Genomic DNA, 15762 nt, shown 5'->3' with positions numbered 1-15762 from the left:
GCTAAAGCCGTGGGCTTCCTCCTTGCATCTCTGTGAGGGCGATGTCCTCCGGACGGAAACGGGCGAAGGACGGCAACGCGCAGCTCAGGCCGGCCAATTGCCCGGCGGTCGTTCACCAACAGTCGAAACTGTACGAGATGTCTGGCACTGTGACATCATTTCAAGTCAGTAGGAATCAGCAAGAGATTGATAATGCATCCACCTCGAACCACAGGTGTCGCGTTCGGCCCAACGTGACACCGCCACTCAGCACTGTCCATCTACACCTGGTTACCGGTATCAGGCTCCCACCTGATCGGTAATTCATTTTCGCAGCATTCGTCCTTGAAAACCCACTCTGCAAGGCTGGTTCACTTATGAGCGTTCCGGCGGTCGACTTATTGGGCCTGTTGAGCTGGCCGCTTGATTACGAGGACAGGAATATCGACCGTCCGTAACACAGTTGATGCAACACTTCCAATAAGTTGGCGTTTGATATTTGACCGTCCATGTGACCCCATGACAATAAGATCGAAATCATGTTCAGAGACATATTCGCGGATGCCTGCGGCAACCCCTTCGAATGAGGACGTATGGACAACTACTGGCTCTACATCTAATTCAGGAGTCGTTTCAGTGATTTCAGCTTCGACGGAATCGAGGACATTCTTTCCAGCTGTTTCGAGTCGTTTAACAAACGTGTTTTCGAGGCCGCCTGCGTTGAATACACCACCTGCTGCTTGTAGATCAACGACATTCACCACGTGAATGACCGCGTCGAAGTGTTTCGCAATCTCGATTACGTGTTCTATCGCAATGTCTGAGTTTTTGCTTCCGTCAGTTGGGAAGAGAAGACGTGAGTAGCCGATGTCCGTTTCAATTGGCTGGTCAAAAGACGGAACAACGAGGACAGGAAGATCTCCTTGGTAGATCACGCCTTCGGTAACACCACCGAGAAGTCGCTTTCTATAGTGTCCGAATAAACAGATTAATACTGCTAACATTGAGAACTAAAATAGCCACCCATGCGGATGATTCTCATAGAACAGGAGTCAGACTCTGAGTTATTACTACGGAGAACGTACTTTAATTATGAATCCGAAGTTCCCGATTCGTGGAACTGGAAAAGACGGATCCACTACGGTAGAAGTAGTAGAAGCCGTGGCAGCGGTTCTGGATATCCCTCCCGAGGAACTCCCTCCGTTATACCATACAGTAGATGCAGATGCGCTTGACGCTCTCGTTGAGAGCGGGAACAATATAACTGTCCGCTTCGAGTACGAAGGGTTCGAAGTACTCGTGAAACCGGACGAAATCTATCTCCAAGAACGATAACGAGGTTTCGACAGTCACCTGATCGGCCCTCTGCTCGTGCCACATTCGCGCTTTGTATTCAGCAGCGCCTTTCTACCAGCTACCAGATAGGACGTGAGTCGAATCTATGGATTCTTGTGCTAATCCATATCAGACTCTATCTCGGTCGTGGCCGTGAACTCACGTAGGATGTCACCGGCACCATCGCCAAACAGCGTCATCGCTGCCAGAATTGCCACACCAGTCGCCTCTGTCGGAAGGTCCATTCCCAGCGCAGGGGCGACATAGAAGGTGGCAAGCAAGATAACGGCACTGAAGCCGATCTCGATCCGTTCGCGATGTGGGGCCTTAGTCATAAAAGACAAGCCGGGAAATCGAACCCCAGAGCTACCAACTGAGGAAGCTACTACCAAGCGACTTGTCAAAAACGGAGTGTCTCAGGTGTGGAATGCAGAAGGTTGCTAACCATGAATTTGGATGTCAAATATGACTGGATAGCTATAGACCCCAGAAACTAGTTAATCAAAGACAATGTTACGATAAAGATGATCCGCCGTGTACTTTGATCGAACTCACACATCTCTTTTTCGTGTGGAATCAAATTATACGATATGACAGATTCTCCTAAAGGACAGAGGGGGATCGCTATCTGTGTCCAATGTGGAAGGAAGTATGCGGCAAAGACACTCTCAGATGGAGGTGTTCAGCCTATCGGATCACCTAGCGGGTGCAAGTCCTGTGGATGTACCGAGTTTGACCCCTTTTCACTGCCGGAGACAGATCCTGATTCCGAGAAAGGGAATCTCCACGGGTGAATATTGCTCGGTGCCAAACCCCTCGTGAGTAGTCCTAAGATGAGTATCACCGACAACACTTCGAGATACAGGCCAGCTTGAGATTTCACTAGCAGGTGTCTGAGCTAGACTATCGCTGCCTCGAGGGCCTCGCGGATCGAACAGTCAGCCTCGGCATACGCGTCCCAGAATTCGGCCTCGTCGATCTCCTTGTTGAGCTCGCGAACTCGCTCGATGAGATGGTAGCCGGCCAGCATTCGCGAGGAGCTCGAGCGCAGATCGTCGTCGTCAGAGTAGTGCTCCGTGTTCCCGCACTCGGCGCAGATCGTCCCTCCCAGACGGGGTCGTTCGCTGAGACGCTCTCGGGTTCGTTCGCGTAGTCGTACTGCCGATCAGGGTAGTACTCGCGAATCTCGTCGTCGTCTTCGTCCTGGACCTCGTATGCGTAGACCTGTTGGGCTAGCGACGGTGTATCTGGTTCTGCGTCCGGGTCCTTCGAGGGGACTCTTTTCGCCGCGGACGGCGTGTTCGGTTCGGTACTGGTAGCCGACTGCGCCGTCCGGGGCCCGTTGTGGCGGTTTCTCGATAACCCGGCCGAAGCCGAAGAAACCTACTGTGGGATTCGTTTACTTGACTACGTACTCAGCGTCGACCGAATAGGTATCGTCGCCGGTGAGCGTTTCTGTCGCGACGTGCTCGCCAGCATCGGGGTTTTCGATGCCATCGATGACTAGCGTCACTTCACCGGCAACATCAGTGTTGTACCGCCCATCGAGAACGAAGGTCGCTGATGACCCGCTGTATTCGTCCGAATTGACGCGGATCACATCGGTCGTACCATCCCCATCGCGGTCTAAATAAACCGTGATGTTTTCGTTCGTGAGTCCGCCGAGGCTCGTTCCCGGTGGATACGCGACATCGATCGCGTCGACCTCTCCGTCGAAGTCATCAGATGCGTCGTCGAGGGTCCAGGTGTGCGTCGATGCTGTGTTGGCGTCGCTCGGACTCGCATCCAGGATATCTGTCGCCACTGTCGAGTCGCCGTTATAGGCGGTCCAGAGGTCGAATTCTTCCCGATTCAGGTTTTCAGTGACCAGCAGTTTCCGGTCGTCGGCAACGTTGTTCGTGTCGTCGCGTACATCGTCGATATTGAGCCGAAGGTCGGTCCCGATCCCGGCTGCGAGGTCGTCAAGATTTGCACGCTCGGCAGTGGTTTCGCTCCCGCTCCCCATGAGAAGGACGACACCGCCGTTCTCGGTGAACTGCTGCACAGCATCGATTTCGTCAGCCGTCCACTCCTCCGGACACGACGAGGCGACAAGTGCCCTTGCTTCGGATAGAGCATACCCAGTGTCGTTGCTGTAGTTGTTGATGCTATGGAGCTCAATGCCAACACCTTCGAGGTACCGCTGATAGAACGCGGTGTCCTCTGCAGAGACTGCGTTGTCTTGATTGAACGTCTTGTGCCCACCATCGATGAGGACCGGCCCTGATGGGTTCGCGTCGTCATGGAGTTCGTTGATCAGGTTCGTGACGAACGTGAAGTGATCGAGATCAGTGGTCTCCTCCTCCCATGCTTCGTTGATTGTGACGCCGCCGAAGTAGGCGACGTGCTTCGGGTGATCGACAGCGACGAGGGGAAGGTTTCCGTCGTCGTACTCAACGGTGTAACTCGACGTGTTCTCCTGCACAGCTTCGGGCTCTGCCCACATCGGCACGCGTGAGGGCGGGACTTTGCCGTCCGTCGTGACGATACTCGAGGTGTGCGGGTGGATCGATGTCGAGACATCGCGGTTACGCCACTCTGGGAGCTCGTCTTTCACACCGGCCCACAGTCCCCGGCTGTTTTCGCGGGCAAATCGCTGTGCGGCGAGATACTCGTCCGTATTGCTCATGCTTCCTGCGTAGACGCGGGCGTACCCCTCCTCAATCGCGAACTTATTATAAACGGTGTCGTAGGTGCCGTTACCCTCGCGATCGTATCGGATCTTCGCGAGAAGACGTCCATACTGGTCGATTTCTTCGGACTCACAATCCAATCTGACCTGACACTGCGTCCCGACAGGGAGCTCCTTTTCGGCGAAGTCCGTCGCCTTGTTCCCCCACTCCTCAAGGTGTTCTCCGTCGTCTATGAACTCCCACTCCTCGATCTTCTCGTAGTATGTGTTACCCGATTTTTCAGGCGTGTCGTGACCCAGAACCCGGACGTTGTATTCTGTATCGTTCTCATCAACCAGAACGTCGATCGTGTCGCCGTCGGTGACCTTTGTAATCTCAGCATCATACCAGACGCCACAATCGAGTTCTGAGGCCGCCGCGTAGACCTGACTTGATGTCGCCCCGATACCGAGTGTCGCCGCAACCGATTGCAGGAAACTCCGTCTGCGCATTCGAATAAACTCAAGGTATCACTACATAATAAATTTCCTACTAGTCAATAAATAGTCCTATGAACGCTCATCAAGCGAATTTCCTGCTAAGTATCTGATTGAATTTAATTATCCATCCTGTCTGGCTTCGGCCTCGCGTGAGCCATCTCTGGGTTCTACAGAGATACAGTGAGAGTGCCTCGGGGTCGTCCGGAACTCGGAGAGTTCCGTGATCACGAGAATCTTCGATTCTCGAATGACTTGACCCCGAGGGTGAATCGCGTAAGCTAGATGATTCATCCCACCGTCTTGACGAGTACAGTTGCGACGTGGGTTAAAGACCTTAATCCGAGGCAACTGCGCGCAGTTGCGAGGAATGCGACACCTCTCAAAAACCGCGTCCTTGACGCGGTGAGACGGGTGTTGTCGGATCATGGCGGAACGACCGACCCTCACGGACGTACCGAACGTTCGGGTGTTAATTCCAGCCGACCCATTTCGGGGAGGTCGAGGGGAATTAAATTTGCCTGCGTCCATCCGTCCGATTCTGGACGGTATGGACAAAACGGTGAAGCCTCGGGGCTTGTCCCCGAGGTACTTCACGTAGTCGTCAGCTAATCCAGTAATGAGAACCCCGTTGATATACACGAGGCCATAGTCACACCCGTTGTGAGAGGCAGCACAAGTCCAATCACCGACTCTGCGTTATTTCTACTGCTACTTTTGAATCAGGAGGCTTCTTCTCGTAGTTGTCACTAGAAGAGACAGCGACGTCGACCTCGAGTAGTTGCGGTCCCTCGATCACACGTTCGTCAGTGCCCGATTCGGGACACCCAGCCATCCCGATCCCAGCGAAAGTGGCGCTTGACCCAGCAAGGACCCACCGTCGGCGCATATGATCCGACAGTTTGTGTCCGATCAGATATAGTTACCTAGAGGGTGTCATACAATAGTTCTCAAGCAACATTATTCTCGGTCAGGTAGGATGGATAAAACACGAGAGCAGCTCAAACGCTGGTGGAAGCGTAGAATGAGACTGCTATAATCATCAAATAGCGGGTGTGAGACGTATTCTATGACACCCTGGTTACCTAGGCAAAAAGCAAGGATGTTACCCCACAGTGAGGGTGTCATACAATAGTTCTCAAGCAACATTATTCTCGGTCAGGTAGGATGGATAAAACACGAGAGCAGCTCAAACGCTGGTNCCCTGCCACAGTGTATATATTTCTACGCGGCGTGGGGTAACTCAAAATCGAGATGACCACAGAGAAACCAGAGCCACCAAATCTCCCGAAGACCCTCCGCGAACCACTCGCACGCCAACCACCCGACCGCCTCGACCAAGTGAGTGCATATGCTGACCAGCTCGCCCGCTGGAAACGCACCGAACGCGAGCGCGAAGCCACTGAAACTCGAAAACGCGATTCGATCAGTGAGGACGAACAAACCGACCTCGAAGAGCGCGGGATTTCGATCGATCCTACTGATTATGAAGGTGTAGCCACCAGTGGCGCGTACATCACGATCAAGGAGACGAAGCCCGGCTACAAATATTATTATTGGCGTGGCGGGAGGGAAATTCCTGGAAGAACGAGTATATCGCACCTGTCGATCCAAAATATTTAACCAACTAATGGGCAAGTTTGATTCCACGAACATGAGAGATAAGTTACCTGAATTGAGGCGCAAAGCTGAAAGTTCGGCCGCAGTTATCTTGTCCAGGAACTCTTCGCTTACATATCGATACGGGATTTGATCGGAAAAACCGTACTCCGGAAGTAGCGAATCACCACGTATCCAGCCAGAGAAGAAAGAACCAAATCCCTTGCAGTCGAAGCTACGGATAGAATGCCAGAGTACATCGATCCACAGGTCGAGGATCTGCGCGGGAGCAAGAGCCCGCCCCGACCTTTTCATTCGTGCCCTCCGAAAGCATGGTATGGACGGCATTCAAATCGACGACGTGGACCGTAGCATCCTGCATCAACTCCAACTCAACGCCCGCCAAACCGATACGGAGATCGCCGAGAAGGTGGATGTGACCTCCACGACGGTCCGGAATCGCCTCGACAAACTCGAAGGGAAGGGCGTGATCCGGGGCTACCACCCCGAGATCAACTACGAGGAAGCGGGCTACCCCCTCCACGTCATGTTCGTTTGCACGGTCAATCCAAATGAGCTGAACTCGCTGACTGATCAGATCCTCGACGTTCGCGGTGTGGTGACCACCCGCGATTTGCTTGGGGGCGAACGGAATGTCCACGTCGAGGTCGTTACCGGCACGGTCAGGGAAATCGAAGAGATCCGCAACGAACTGGCGGACTTGGGCATGACGATCAACAGCTCCGAGATTATCTCCGAGACGCAGATCCAGTCATGGGATCACTTCTATCCACGGACGGGCCCCGACGCGGATCAAGACGACGACACCGACGACGGGTCAGTCACCGATCAAGGATAGCCGGGAGATCGTTTGAAATTTTCAAATCTATTCGCGTCTATAGGCCTTCGATTCGCGACAGGTCTTCAATATATCCACCAATAACTGGTTTAGATTGGATTTTCCAAATGTAACAATTATATGAGTAACAGGACTTATTCTTCACCACGTCTTTGCCACGGTATGGCCGAATCAACCGATGCGGTAACCAATACTTTCAGTACATTAGCGGATCCCGTTCGTCGGTACGTCCTGAACTACTTAGCTGAGCAGGAAGCTCTAGTCACCTTCGACCGCCTCGCCGTTCGGGTTGCCGCTTGGCGCACCGACTGCGTACCGATACGTTCCGGGAATGATTCTTTGGCCAGTTCCCGGGGCGTCCCGTGAGGCTGAGACACATGGCACACTCAGAAAACATCGAACAGGCGATAGAGCTACTACAACAACTCGGGTTGAAGGAATACGAGGCGCGGTGTTTCGTCGGCCTCTCCCGTCTGAATACCGGGACGGCAAAGCAACTCAGCGAGCTGACCGAGGTCCCTCGGACGCGCGTCTACGACGCGGTTCGAGTGCTCGAATCCCAAGGGCTGGTCGAAATCCAACACTCCAATCCACAGCAGTTTCGGGCGGTACCACTGGACGAGGCGACCGAGACGCTCCGGGACCAGTACGAGGATCGCGTCGAGCGACTACACGACGCCCTCGACACGGTCGATATCGTGGAGGAGGACGACGAATCCCCCGTTCAGCAGGTGTGGTCGATGGTCGGGCGCACCGCGATCGAGAACCGGACAAACGACCTTATCGAAAACGCGTCCGAAGAGGTCGTACTCGTCGTCGGTGACGAATTGCTGCTGACCGACGACCTCGTCACCACACTGAATGGTATCGGTAACGGCGTTGAGTTGGTCATCGGAGCGCTCACCCCATCACTCGAAGATCAGATTCAGACGGCCGTCCCGAGTGCCACGACGTTTATTTCGGGCCTGGAGTGGATCCACGGCAAGGACACCGCCGAGAACGATACGGCGATCGGCCGGCTGGTACTGATCGACCGGTCGGTGTTTCTCGTGAGTTCGATCATGCCCGAATCCAAAGAGGAACAGGCAATCTTCGGTGAGGGGTTCGGGAACGGCCTCGTCGTGATCGCCCGGCGGCTCATGGCCCAAGGGTTAGTGACCGCACACGACCCTGGCCAGTAAGTTCGGGAACCCGGTTTCTCGGCCCGGTTGTCACTGTGCGTCGGCACCGTCCGGAGCTCCATCACCGGCGGGCCATGGCTGGATCCGCAACGACCGCACGGTCAGGTACTCACCGTTATCGACGGTGATGCGACAGTGTTCGTACACAAATGAAATACGTCCGCCAAGCCGAGGTTTTTCATCGTTCCGCTCCGCGAACAGCGCATCCAGCGCATCGGGATCAACAACATCCGTCAAGGGCCGCATCGAACACGGTTCACAGCCGTTGAGAGCGCTCACTGCCCGGATGACGGCCATACTCACGGAGTTATTGAGCCCATGTCATACTCCATACGCTCTTGTGACGGAGATTGTTGGTGACTGCAATTGGCGTTGAGTGATGACTGTACTACTGCCACCATTCTCACTTAGATCGGTGACTTGCTCGGGCTCGAAGGATTCCGTGTTGCGCTGAAATCACCAGACAGCTCTCCACCCACAATGTGCTTCACAAGAGTGTCTGCGGATAAAGGCCACCGGTGTTTGGTTTACTCACCCCGCTGAACAGCCGTTATAAGTTGGCTTTTTGGAAGCCACTCGTCAGAGAGGGTGGGTAGGTCATCTCGGTTGCGAAACTGTTGGTAGTGGTCTCGAAGACGCTTTTCTGACCGCTCGTGGCGGTCGGTATCGGCCGCCGTATTTTCAAGTCCCTTTTCAAGTGAATGGATCGTGTGTGCGAGTCCCATCAGTGGCTGGGCCGCTGCGGACTCTTTGAAGAGAATTGCATCCTCGGTCTCTCTGGAGATGCGTCCAACGAACATTGTGGGTGTGGCTCTATCCGTGACACCAACCTTCTCGTCGGCCAACCAATCTGGTAGTTGAATGAAAAGCTCATCGGTACCAAGGAGTCCCAATAATTGCCATAGTTGACGGGTTCTCTGTTCGTTGAGAAGCCCCCGTTTCCGGGCTTCTTCGAGAGAAACATCGTAGTCAGCGAGGGTATCTGAATGCCAAGCACGGGCAAATGAGTCGTAGTCGGCGTATTCGGTAATCAGATCAGTCACTCCGTCACAAGAAGGGGTGCGAATACATGAAGATTCCACCGATCCCAGCGCACCAGCGGCATAGGGATCTTTTTGTCAAAAGTAGCTTGTACCTCCTCGGACTGAGACTGGTAGGAGCGTGATACTGTTCCCTTCGGAAGCCTTATCCATCACCCCGCCTTCCCTTTAGAAGCAATGGCAAACGGTAAGGTTGATTTCTTCAACGACACTGGCGGCTACGGTTTCATTTCGACTGAGGACGCGGACGAGGACGTTTTCTTCCACATGGAGGACGTTGGCGGTCCGGACCTCGAAGAAGGACAGGATATTGACTTCGACATCGAACAGGCCCCCAAGGGCCCGCGTGCGACCAACGTCGTCCGCAACTAATACCGAGTTTCAGCTGTCGCCTCACAGCGACGAGTGATTGACTCCATTTTTCCGACACTAATCCGATAGCTGTCGCTCTCGTATGTATTATAATTTAAATGCAATGTTGGATATACTAAATATATATGCTGAATTCTATGACACGCACTGTATCTGCTATTCCAAGGTAGATCTGCTGAAATGATGCGATAAGACAAATGCTACCTCCATATGCATTGGACGACACAGTCTTAACTTCTGTGCGCTCTTAGAAGATGAGACTACAGACAGTTTAACCGGACTAACACGCATGATTTTGGGTAAATAAACAAACACAAGCAACCTCAGAACGGCCTCCTGACGCGCCATCTGATCGATTTCCTAGCTATAGAATTGTGATCCGGCCGTTACTACTAACGATGACCCGATAGTCTGATATGCTGAACTTGATAATCGTTGGTAGTTCATCACTGATCACTGGATCGCCGAGAAGGACATTGAGTGCTTCGGGATCAATGGACTCATACAGAAGATCAAGTTCGGTCGGTTTGACACCCTCAGCTACTGCAAGTGCTCGAATGACCGCCTCGCTCGCGTTCTCATTGCACGAATATCGTGTCTGAACTACCGGTTCGTCGCCGTCCAGAGGGTCGTGTTCGTCGGTCATCTCGTTCCTCGTTCTAATTGCCACATGCCCTGTGATCTCGCAGAATCCACTCTATACGAACTTTGGGTAGCAACCTGGCGGAAGTGTGGAAGAAATATTACTCTTCTGCTTTCTGTAATAGGACCGCAGCTGATTAACCCTGGTTATTCGAAATAATCGTTTCTATCGAGAGAACGTTTTTGCCTGTACCTGATCAAACTCACCTATGACGACGGCCCCACCAGAACTGGAAGAGGTGCTGAATAAGGTCGACACGCTTGGCCCGCCCAGCACACCGGTGACGACGCCGGAAGTTGCCAAGGGATTCGACTGTACCCAGCGGACCATCTACAATAGACTCGAAACGCTTGTCGACGACGGAATTCTGCAGACGAAGAAGGTTGGCGCCAACAGCCGCGTGTGGTGGCAACCTGCCGAGAGCGACATGCCGGGAAGCGGATCCTCGGAGGGACGAGAACGGGTGCGTTCCCATCCCGTCTTCGGTTCGACGATGGTCGGCGTTATCGTCTGGGGAGACGACATGACGATCACCGACGCGAACGACGCTTTTCTGGAGATGGCTGGTTTCGAGTACGAGGAGGCACTGGGCACGTCGTGGCGGGAACTCACACCCGAGGAGTTCTATCGGGATTCGAAGCGACACATCGAACAGGTTGAGCAAAAGGGAAGCGGTGTCCCCTACGAAAAGCAATACTATCACGCAGACGGCTCGCGCTGGTGGGGACGGTTCGAATCGCGGCAGGTAGACGAGGTCGGATACGTGGAGTTCGTTGTCGACGTCACCGAGCGCAAGCACCACGAGCGAGAACTCGAGAAGGAGGCCGCACTGGACACCTTCCGCGTCGAACTGACGGACGCGATCCGTCCGCTCATTGATCCCGTTGAGGTCCAGAACGAGGCGGCCTACGTCCTCGGAAAGAGGTTGGACGTCGAGCGCGCCTACTACGGTGAGGTGCTCGCCGACGGCGACACGAATGTCGTTCATGCAGACTACTACCGGGACGGAGAGGCCTCGTTTGCCGGTGAACACCGCTTGAATGATTACGGTGCGTACATTACTGAGGGATTTCAGGCGGGCGAAACCCTCGTGGTCGACGATTACCGTGACATTTCAGAACTGAGCAACGAAGAACGAACGATGTATGTGAGGGCGGATATCACCGCCTGGATTGGCGTGCCGCTCTATAAAGACGGTGAACTGGCAGCATTTTTCACCGTCACAGAATCAGAGCCTCGGAAATGGACGGATGCCGAGGTCGGGATGGTCAAGGAGACGGCTGATCGCACATGGGACGCTGTCCAGCGGGCACAGGCCGAGCAAGCGCGCCGCGAGAGTGAGGCACGACTCGATGCGTTCGTGACGGCGACCTCCGACGTTGTCTACCGGATGAATCCTGACTGGACCGAGATGTATTACCTCGATGGTCAGGAATTCATTGCCGATACGGACGAACCTCGACAGACATGGCTAGAGGAGTACATCCCAGCAGACGAGCAGCCCCAGGTCATGAACACTATTGAGGAGGCCATCGAGACCAAGAGTACATTCGAGCTGGAGCACCAAGTGATCCAACTCGATGAGACCCGGGGTTGGACGCACTCGAGTGCTGTACCGATACTAGACGATGATGACGAGATCATCGAATGGTTCGGGACAGCTACCGACATCACCGAGCGCAAGCAGCGAGAGCAGTTACTGGCGGTACAAACGGATCTGTTGGAGCTGATCGCCGCAGGGGAATCGCTCGAGGAGTGTCTCACCGAACTATGTGTGGCTGTCGGCCGGCTCGGTTCAGGCGTGCGGGCCAGCATCATGCTCACGGGCAACGAACGCGAATCGTTCCAGCGGCCCATCGCTCCAGATCTGCAGCCATCGTGGGGAGAGGGACTCGAAGACGCACCGGTCAATGACCTCATGACCAGCACATGCGGAGAAGCGGTGTTTCGCGGCGGTGGTGTCTCCTGTGAGGACGTCACTACCGACGATAGGTGGTCGGAGGAGTGGCGTGAGATCTGTATCGTGAACGACGTACTCGCCGGGCATTCGGAACCCATACGGGATAGAGACGGCGAGCCCGTGGGCTCGTTCATGCTCTGTTTCGACGAGCCACGCACTCCAAACGAATGGGAACACCGATTGACTGACTTTGCCACCTATCTCGCGGGTATCGCCGTCGAACGCCACCAGTCGCGACAAGCACTGACACAGACCAACGAATCCCTCGAACGCCTCAACGACGCGACCCGGGAACTAATCGACGCCGACGTACAAGAGATCCGCGATCACGTTCCCGCGATCACACAAGAGGTACTCGACACCGACTACATCGCTCTCTGGCGATACGATAATCAGACTGGAGATATCCACGAGCACATCCGCCAGACAAGTCCCGAGATAGACCCACAGGCGATCGAACTCCCCGACGAATTTCCCGACCAAATCTGGCAGACGTTCATCGGCGGCGATATCGACGTTGACAACGACCTCAATTCTCCCGGGTGTGCATCTTCGGAGTTGTCGCTGCGCAGCCGCGTGCTTGTGCCGCTCGGGAGACACGGCGTGATCTGTGCTGGGTCGACGCGAACCGGGGCGTGTGACGAGCTGACGGTCGATCTCGTGGAGACGGTGGCCGCGACCGTCGAAACCGCGTGGGACCGCGCCGCCGGCGAACGGGAGCTGGAACGGAAAAACGCGGAACTGACGCGACTCAACAATCTCAACACACTCATTCGGCAGATCGACCAAGCGCTCGTCCAGGCCGAGACAGTCGATGAGATCGACAAGGCCGTCTGTGACCGACTCGCGGAATCTGCGCTCTTCGAGTTCGCCTGGATTGGTGACTTCGATGCTGATGTCGACGTGATCGAACCGCGCGCATGGGCGGGTATCGACAGCAGTTCGCTGGCCGATCTCTCGGTCGAGGACAACAGACCGGGTACTGAGAAGAATCCCTTCACGTCCGCGGTTCAGACCGGAGAAACGCAGATTATTGATGACATCGCAACTGATGCGCGAGCTGCCTCGTGGCGCGAGGTCGCCCTGGAACAGGGGGCGCGCTCGTGTCTCAGTGTCCCGCTTGTGTACGATGAGTTCGTGTACGGAATTCTGAAAGTCTACGACGGAACACCGCAGTACGACGAGCGTGATACCGAGGTACTGGCGGAACTCGGACAGACGATCGCACACGCGATTCACACTGTCGAAACCACAGAAACCCAACGGACGGATACTGTAATCGAACTCACGCTCCGCTCGGCGGCCGCAGAAACCCCACTGTGTCGCCTTGCTCGGGAAACGGGCTGTGCAATCGAGCTTGAGGGGCTTGTGCCGGGATCGGTCGGTGAGATGATCGCGTTCTTCACCGCGACCGATATCGAATCCAGTAAGCTCTTAGCTGCCGGGGAGGAGTCGCTCACTATCGAGGAACTGCACCATCTCACTGACCGTAACGAGGGTACTATGTTCAAAGCGAAGCTGGACGATCCCGTGCTCGCTGCAGATGTCCTCGCCCAGAACGCGGCGGTTCGTACGCTTTCCATCGATGCGGGAACCGCGACGGCCGTTATCGATCTCCCTACATCGGCTGACGTCCGTGGGTTCGTCGAACAGGTCCAGCAAACGATCCCAGATCTCGAACTCCTCGGCCGACGGACGCGCACTCGCTCACCCGAGATGAAACATACGCTTCAGGGCGTGTTCGAGGACCAACTGACGCCCCGTCAACAGGAAGTTCTCCAGTTGGCCTACCGAAGTGGGTTCTTCGAGTCGCCCCGCCTGCAGACTGGCAAAGAACTCTCCGACGTGCTTGATCTCTCACAGTCGACGTTCAACTACCACCTTCGGGGTGCCGAGCGCAGTATCTTCGAACTGGTATTCGATTACGCATGAGGATCCACTTTTTCGAGTGTCCTCCTATATGATTATTGCGTATTAGCTAACTCACATTGCATGCTCGTGAGTTCATGCTCTCCCTCACAAAATGAGGCTTCAGGCAATATACCGAATGCATAGAGTAGTCAGTAGTACTCGTCCGCTGTGGACGGTGTCGCAATAATACGACCGAATCATCCCAACGTTCGCACATCTTCGAAGTGTCCCTTTCCCCGCTACACCTAGAAACGGGGGATATGACTCTTGATAGACAGGGAACTGATTCAAGCGACCATACGTGTTCAGCCCAGTCTTCTACTACCGAAGATGGATCGACCTCCGAGATGGTTAGCCTTCTAAGCAACCCACATAACCGACACATTCTGCTCACCCCTCTCGGGCAGGAGACATCAATCGAAGTTGATAAACTCACGACACGCGTCGCCGCATCAGACCCCGAGACTCTTCGCACAGTGGCCGCTGGAACAACTGGGAACCACAAGAACGGCGAATCCAAATCATGACTGCAACTGACTCGTTATCATCGCCTTCGATGGATCACCTTCTAGATGTCTTGGCAAACAAGTATCGTCGACGGGTACTTGTCGCGCTGCTCGAACACAACCCCCAGGACGATCACGATCCACAGATCCCCGACAACGTCAACTACGAAGCGGAAGATCTCGAATCACTGATGATCAACATGCGCCACACCCATCTTCCTAAACTAGAGGATGCGAGATTCATCGAATGGGACCGGGAGACGAATACCGTCAGGAAGGGCCCCCAGTTCGAGGATATTCGGCCGTTGTTAGAGTTGATGGAGAATCACGCTGATAAATTCCCCGATGACTGGCTCTGAATCCCAGCGTCACTCCCATTTGATTGTCTCGGAAGTATCCAATAAGCTTGAGTAGTATCCGGCCTCTTCTATTACTACATTCCTGATGTCGTTGCAGGTACTCTCGGTACTGAGCGCGTTACATACAGGGTACCGATGACAGACGCATCTGAGAGTATGACTAAGGCCGACGACAGCGGAGACGCAGATGAAGAAAACAAGAAAAACGAATGGCTAGACCGCATCATCAATTTTCTCGCCACGTATCTACCGTGAGTACGGGGAAGGTTTCTCACTGATAGACTCGCATGCTGTACATAGCAGACCGGTATCGATCACAAGATTGCCTTCTTAACCAACAAGCGGGTACAGACGATGGGTCCTGTTGGTTAATTAGACACGCTCTTATGTAGAGCTGCGGAACGCCCCGTAGTTACACTATAGTGGCTGATATTGGTGGAATATGTCTCAGCCAGCTTTCGGAAAGANCGCTCTTATGTAGAGCTGCGGAACGCCCCGTAGTTACACTATAGTGGCTGATATTGGTGGAATATGTCTCAGCCAGCTTTCGGAAAGATGCTGCAACAACTCGTTGGGCTTGGAGTAATCGAATTGCAGACAAAGCCGCTCGATGCCCGCATCGAGCGGCGACTCAAGAAATTTTGGGAGCGTACTCCCTGTCCAGAATGCGGTGATCCAAGCATCCGAACGTGGCCTTCATCCGACCGAATTATTTGCCGAAGCTGTGGGTTCAAGCCGGTCTATACCTATGGAACGCCCTTTCACGAGAAGCACCTCTCCAGCGGTGAGGTGCTTCTCGCGTTCATTCTCTATGCTGATACACTGTTGAGTATCTCGAAAATCGCGACACTGCTCGATCGAGCGTACAAA

General features: G+C 54.3%; 15 protein-coding genes and 1 pseudogene. 9 read left to right on the top strand and 7 right to left on the bottom strand.

Features of this window, described 5'->3' with window-relative positions; translation table 11 throughout:
* Positions 1-377 precede the first annotated feature (377 nt).
* Positions 378-983, bottom strand: coding sequence for a universal stress protein (locus C492_RS22180; RefSeq protein ID WP_152424810.1), 606 nt, complete (start codon positions 981-983; stop codon positions 378-380).
* 88 nt (positions 984-1071) lie between these two features.
* Here C492_RS22180 and C492_RS22175 point away from each other — a divergent pair, with 88 nt between their 5' ends.
* Positions 1072-1314 carry a HalOD1 output domain-containing protein gene (locus tag C492_RS22175; protein WP_083898752.1) on the top strand — a complete coding sequence of 81 codons (243 nt, stop codon included), beginning with the start codon at positions 1072-1074 and terminating at the stop codon, positions 1312-1314.
* 119 nt (positions 1315-1433) lie between these two features.
* Here the strand turns inward: C492_RS22175 and C492_RS06925 are convergent, their stop codons facing one another.
* From C492_RS06925 to C492_RS06920, 3 genes are all read right to left on the bottom strand, one after another.
* The gene (locus C492_RS06925) at positions 1434-1649 is read right to left on the bottom strand and encodes a hypothetical protein (RefSeq protein ID WP_008421735.1); all 216 of its coding nucleotides are present in this window, start codon (positions 1647-1649) and stop codon (positions 1434-1436) included.
* Positions 1650-2212: 563 nt separating this feature from the next.
* Positions 2213-2344 (bottom strand): hypothetical protein, encoded by a 132-nt coding sequence (locus C492_RS25520; RefSeq protein WP_275040325.1) that lies wholly within the window; start codon positions 2342-2344, stop codon positions 2213-2215.
* 369 nt (positions 2345-2713) lie between these two features.
* Complete coding sequence (locus tag C492_RS06920; protein WP_008421732.1) at positions 2714-4477, bottom strand: thermonuclease family protein; 1764 nt, start codon at positions 4475-4477, stop codon at positions 2714-2716.
* A 1239-nt stretch (positions 4478-5716) separates the two neighbouring features.
* Here C492_RS06920 and C492_RS22165 point away from each other — a divergent pair.
* The 4 genes from C492_RS22165 (at position 5717) to C492_RS06905 (ending at position 8101) form a co-directional block, all read left to right on the top strand.
* On the top strand, positions 5717-6085 hold the full coding sequence (locus C492_RS22165; RefSeq protein ID WP_239643389.1) for a hypothetical protein: 369 nt from the start codon (positions 5717-5719) through the stop codon (positions 6083-6085).
* A gap of 313 nt (positions 6086-6398) precedes the next feature.
* Positions 6399-6920, top strand: a complete 522-nt coding sequence (locus tag C492_RS06910) for an Lrp/AsnC family transcriptional regulator (protein WP_008421728.1) — start codon at positions 6399-6401, stop codon at positions 6918-6920.
* Between the two features lie 120 nt (positions 6921-7040).
* Positions 7041-7286 (top strand): DUF7344 domain-containing protein, encoded by a 246-nt coding sequence (locus C492_RS26020; protein WP_449289496.1) that lies wholly within the window; start codon positions 7041-7043, stop codon positions 7284-7286.
* 11 nt (positions 7287-7297) lie between these two features.
* Positions 7298-8101, top strand: a complete 804-nt coding sequence (locus C492_RS06905) for a TrmB family transcriptional regulator (RefSeq protein ID WP_049892800.1) — start codon at positions 7298-7300, stop codon at positions 8099-8101.
* Between the two features lie 30 nt (positions 8102-8131).
* Here C492_RS06905 and C492_RS22155 read toward each other — a convergent pair whose 3' ends face one another.
* Positions 8132-8398, bottom strand: a complete 267-nt coding sequence (locus C492_RS22155) for a HalOD1 output domain-containing protein (protein ID WP_083898749.1) — start codon at positions 8396-8398, stop codon at positions 8132-8134.
* A 230-nt stretch (positions 8399-8628) separates the two neighbouring features.
* A complete protein-coding gene (locus tag C492_RS06900; protein WP_008421725.1) occupies positions 8629-9144 on the bottom strand; it encodes a hypothetical protein in 516 nt (171 codons plus the stop codon).
* Positions 9145-9318: 174 nt separating this feature from the next.
* Between C492_RS06900 and C492_RS06895 the strand changes: the two genes are divergently transcribed.
* Positions 9319-9513 carry a cold-shock protein gene (locus C492_RS06895; RefSeq protein ID WP_008421723.1) on the top strand — a complete coding sequence of 65 codons (195 nt, stop codon included), beginning with the start codon at positions 9319-9321 and terminating at the stop codon, positions 9511-9513.
* 364 nt (positions 9514-9877) lie between these two features.
* On the opposite strand, the gene C492_RS06890 is transcribed toward C492_RS06895, so the two are convergent.
* On the bottom strand, positions 9878-10159 hold the full coding sequence (locus C492_RS06890; protein ID WP_008421720.1) for a HalOD1 output domain-containing protein: 282 nt from the start codon (positions 10157-10159) through the stop codon (positions 9878-9880).
* Between the two features lie 205 nt (positions 10160-10364).
* Here C492_RS06890 and C492_RS06885 point away from each other — a divergent pair, with 205 nt between their 5' ends.
* The 3 genes and pseudogenes from C492_RS06885 to C492_RS22150 all read left to right on the top strand — a co-directional run.
* Positions 10365-14048, top strand: coding sequence for a GAF domain-containing protein (locus C492_RS06885; protein ID WP_008421718.1), 3684 nt, complete (start codon positions 10365-10367; stop codon positions 14046-14048).
* Between the two features lie 502 nt (positions 14049-14550).
* Positions 14551-14892: a DUF7344 domain-containing protein gene (locus C492_RS06880; RefSeq protein WP_049892799.1), complete on the top strand. Its 342-nt coding sequence runs from the start codon at positions 14551-14553 to the stop codon at positions 14890-14892.
* A gap of 531 nt (positions 14893-15423) precedes the next feature.
* A pseudogene (locus C492_RS22150) lies at positions 15424-15762 on the top strand (IS1595 family transposase); the annotation flags it as partial.

Origin of the sequence: Natronococcus jeotgali DSM 18795, assembly GCF_000337695.1 — an archaeon.
GTDB lineage: Archaea > Halobacteriota > Halobacteria > Halobacteriales > Natrialbaceae > Natronococcus > Natronococcus jeotgali.
Note: the sequence above shows the minus strand (reverse complement) of the source record. Positions and strands in the feature narration are given on the sequence as shown.

Coding starts and splice junctions, on each gene's coding strand:
- C492_RS22180 (WP_152424810.1), bottom strand. CDS start 983: ATGTTAGCAGTATTAATCTGTTTATTCGGACACTATAGAAAGCGACTT.
- C492_RS22175 (WP_083898752.1), top strand. CDS start 1,072: ATGAATCCGAAGTTCCCGATTCGTGGAACTGGAAAAGACGGATCCACT.
- C492_RS06925 (WP_008421735.1), bottom strand. CDS start 1,649: ATGACTAAGGCCCCACATCGCGAACGGATCGAGATCGGCTTCAGTGCC.
- C492_RS25520 (WP_275040325.1), bottom strand. CDS start 2,344: ATGCTGGCCGGCTACCATCTCATCGAGCGAGTTCGCGAGCTCAACAAG.
- C492_RS06920 (WP_008421732.1), bottom strand. CDS start 4,477: ATGCGCAGACGGAGTTTCCTGCAATCGGTTGCGGCGACACTCGGTATC.
- C492_RS22165 (WP_239643389.1), top strand. CDS start 5,717: ATGACCACAGAGAAACCAGAGCCACCAAATCTCCCGAAGACCCTCCGC.
- C492_RS06910 (WP_008421728.1), top strand. CDS start 6,399: ATGGACGGCATTCAAATCGACGACGTGGACCGTAGCATCCTGCATCAA.
- C492_RS26020 (WP_449289496.1), top strand. CDS start 7,041: ATGAGTAACAGGACTTATTCTTCACCACGTCTTTGCCACGGTATGGCC.
- C492_RS06905 (WP_049892800.1), top strand. CDS start 7,298: ATGGCACACTCAGAAAACATCGAACAGGCGATAGAGCTACTACAACAA.
- C492_RS22155 (WP_083898749.1), bottom strand. CDS start 8,398: ATGGCCGTCATCCGGGCAGTGAGCGCTCTCAACGGCTGTGAACCGTGT.
- C492_RS06895 (WP_008421723.1), top strand. CDS start 9,319: ATGGCAAACGGTAAGGTTGATTTCTTCAACGACACTGGCGGCTACGGT.
- C492_RS06890 (WP_008421720.1), bottom strand. CDS start 10,159: ATGACCGACGAACACGACCCTCTGGACGGCGACGAACCGGTAGTTCAG.
- C492_RS06885 (WP_008421718.1), top strand. CDS start 10,365: ATGACGACGGCCCCACCAGAACTGGAAGAGGTGCTGAATAAGGTCGAC.
- C492_RS06880 (WP_049892799.1), top strand. CDS start 14,551: ATGACTGCAACTGACTCGTTATCATCGCCTTCGATGGATCACCTTCTA.